Below are 2,029 nucleotides of genomic sequence, written 5' to 3' on the forward strand. Positions count from 1 at the left end.
TCTGGGCGCTCTCGTACAGCGAGCCCTCGATGCGGCCGTCGGCGGCGACGGTGTCGTCGCGGATCTTCTCTTCCAGCTGCTTGAGGCTCAGGGCTCCGTCGAAGGTGCGCGAGATCGTCAGCGCCTTGGCGGGGCTGGGCTTTAGCGAGAGGCTGACCAGGCGGGCGCGCCCGCCTTCGCCGTCCGGCTTGGCGATGGCGGCTTCGAAGGCCAGGCCGGCCTTGATGTTGACCGTGTCCATCCCCTGCGCCAGCGCTTCGACGGCGCGGCGAGCCTCGTCGGCGGAGACGCCCGCCCGCTCGACCGCCTCGGCCAGGGTCTCGCCCGGCAGCACGCTGACCGGCACGGTCTGCGGTTCGGCGACCGCGGGCTTGGGCGGGGCGGGGGCCACGGTCATGGCGACGTCGTTCGCAGGCGGCGCGGCGCCCAGGAACAGCTCCGCGGTCTTCCAGCCGCCCGCCAGGGCCAGCGCCACGCCGGCGGTCGCGAGCACGCGCGGCCCATGCCGCAGGCAGGCTTGAGGCAGCCGGAAATCCTGCATCACCGCTCCAGGTTAGATGGACAGGGTTAACCACGCCTACCGCCGAGCTTGGCTGGCCATGGAGCGCCCCGACCTGTCGGAAGATGCCTAACGCGGCCGCAAGCGGCGCTGGCGCGATTTGCCACGCTTGAGGGCCAGGGAGCCCGGATTGGGGCGAGCTTCTCGGACGCTCGCCCTGCGGGAATGATCCACGCTCAGATCAGCGTCAGCGCGATCTCGGCCGGGCGGCACAGCGCCGCGCCCTTGGGCGTCGCAACGATCGGCCGGTTGACCAGGATGGGATCCAGGATCATCGCCGCGATCAGCGCCTCGTCGGACGCCTGCGGGTCGGTGAGGCCGAGCTCTTCGGCCTTGGTGCCCCGGACGCGCAGGATGTCGTGGGCGGAGGCGTCCATGCGCTGGAGCAGGTCCTGCAGCTGCTCGCGGGTCCAGCCGGTCTTCAGGTACTCGACGACCTTCGGCTCGATGCCCTTCTCGCGCAGCAGGGCGAGCGTGTTGCGCGACGTGCCGCAGTTCGGGTTGTGGTAGACGACGACGTCAGGCTGACCGGCCATTCCGCTCTCCTCATATCTGCCCACGATCTATCAGCTTCGACCGGCTGCGCCTATCGCGGCGGGGAGCGAGCGTCGCTCCGCCCTCACCAGGCGAGCTTGCGCGTTCCGGTCGCCAGGGTCTCGCCAGAGCGGCCGATCGCCATGACCTGGGCGGGCGGCGGGGGCGGCGGCCTTACCCCGGCGGGCCAGCCGGCGAAGCCTGCCGAGTAGCGCAGCTGCAGGGCGCCCGGCCCGGCCGGCTGCAGGACCAATGTCAGGCCCTCGCCCGGCGGCGCGGCCCAGACGAGCCGCGACCAGCGGCCGGGCGCCAGCGGCTGGTCGGTTGGCGCTTCGCCGGCCTGGACCAGGCGGGCCGGCGTGTCGGGAGAGAGCCACAACGCCAGGGTCTGGGCGCTGGGCTCCGTCACCGTCACCGCGACGCGGCCGCCCGTCAGGCGAGAGAGGCCGACCATCGGCGGCGGAACATTGGCCAGCCGCGCCGGCGCCGCATCGACGGGCTGTTCCCAGGCCCAGTGCGCGAAGCGAAAGATCTTCCCGCCGTCGGCGCGCAGCACGGCGTCGGACCAGGCGCTGCGCAGGCGGACCGGGGTCACCCGCCAGGCCCGGCCGGCGTCCTGGTCGAGCTGGTAGGCGACGAAGCTCGGCTGCGGATGACGCGCGTCCCATGGGCTCGTCAGCCGCAGGAAGACGACGACGACCGCCCCTGCGAGCAGCAGGGCCCGGCCGGTCAGTCGCTCGGGCGGGGCGCCTGCCGCCGGCTGGGCGAGCGGCCAGGCGACCAGGGCGGCGATGAACAGCGCCATCGACAACAGCTCCGGCAGGCCGGTCACCACCGCCGCCAGGTGCGCGTGCACGCCGGCCCAGGCGAGGCCGAGGGTCGCGAGCAGGGCGAGCGCCGGCAGCCGGCCGGAGCGGTGGTTGGCGCTCAGCGTCG

The 2,029-nt window shown here is 73.4% G+C and carries 2 protein-coding genes and 1 pseudogene; all 3 read right to left on the reverse strand.

Annotated elements, in window-relative coordinates; all coding sequences use genetic code 11:
* Positions 1-541: pseudogene (locus VJS38_RS00185) on the reverse strand (M23 family peptidase); the annotation flags it as partial.
* Between the two features lie 194 nt (positions 542-735).
* Complete coding sequence (gene arsC / locus VJS38_RS00190) at positions 736-1,095, reverse strand: arsenate reductase (glutaredoxin) (protein WP_324086139.1); 360 nt, start codon at positions 1,093-1,095, stop codon at positions 736-738.
* Positions 1,096-1,178: 83 nt separating this feature from the next.
* Positions 1,179-2,029: hypothetical protein (locus VJS38_RS00195; RefSeq protein ID WP_324086140.1), on the reverse strand; the 851-nt coding region annotated here is incomplete at its 5' end.

Source organism: Phenylobacterium sp., assembly GCF_035276905.1.
Taxonomy (GTDB): Bacteria; Pseudomonadota; Alphaproteobacteria; order Caulobacterales; family Caulobacteraceae; genus Phenylobacterium.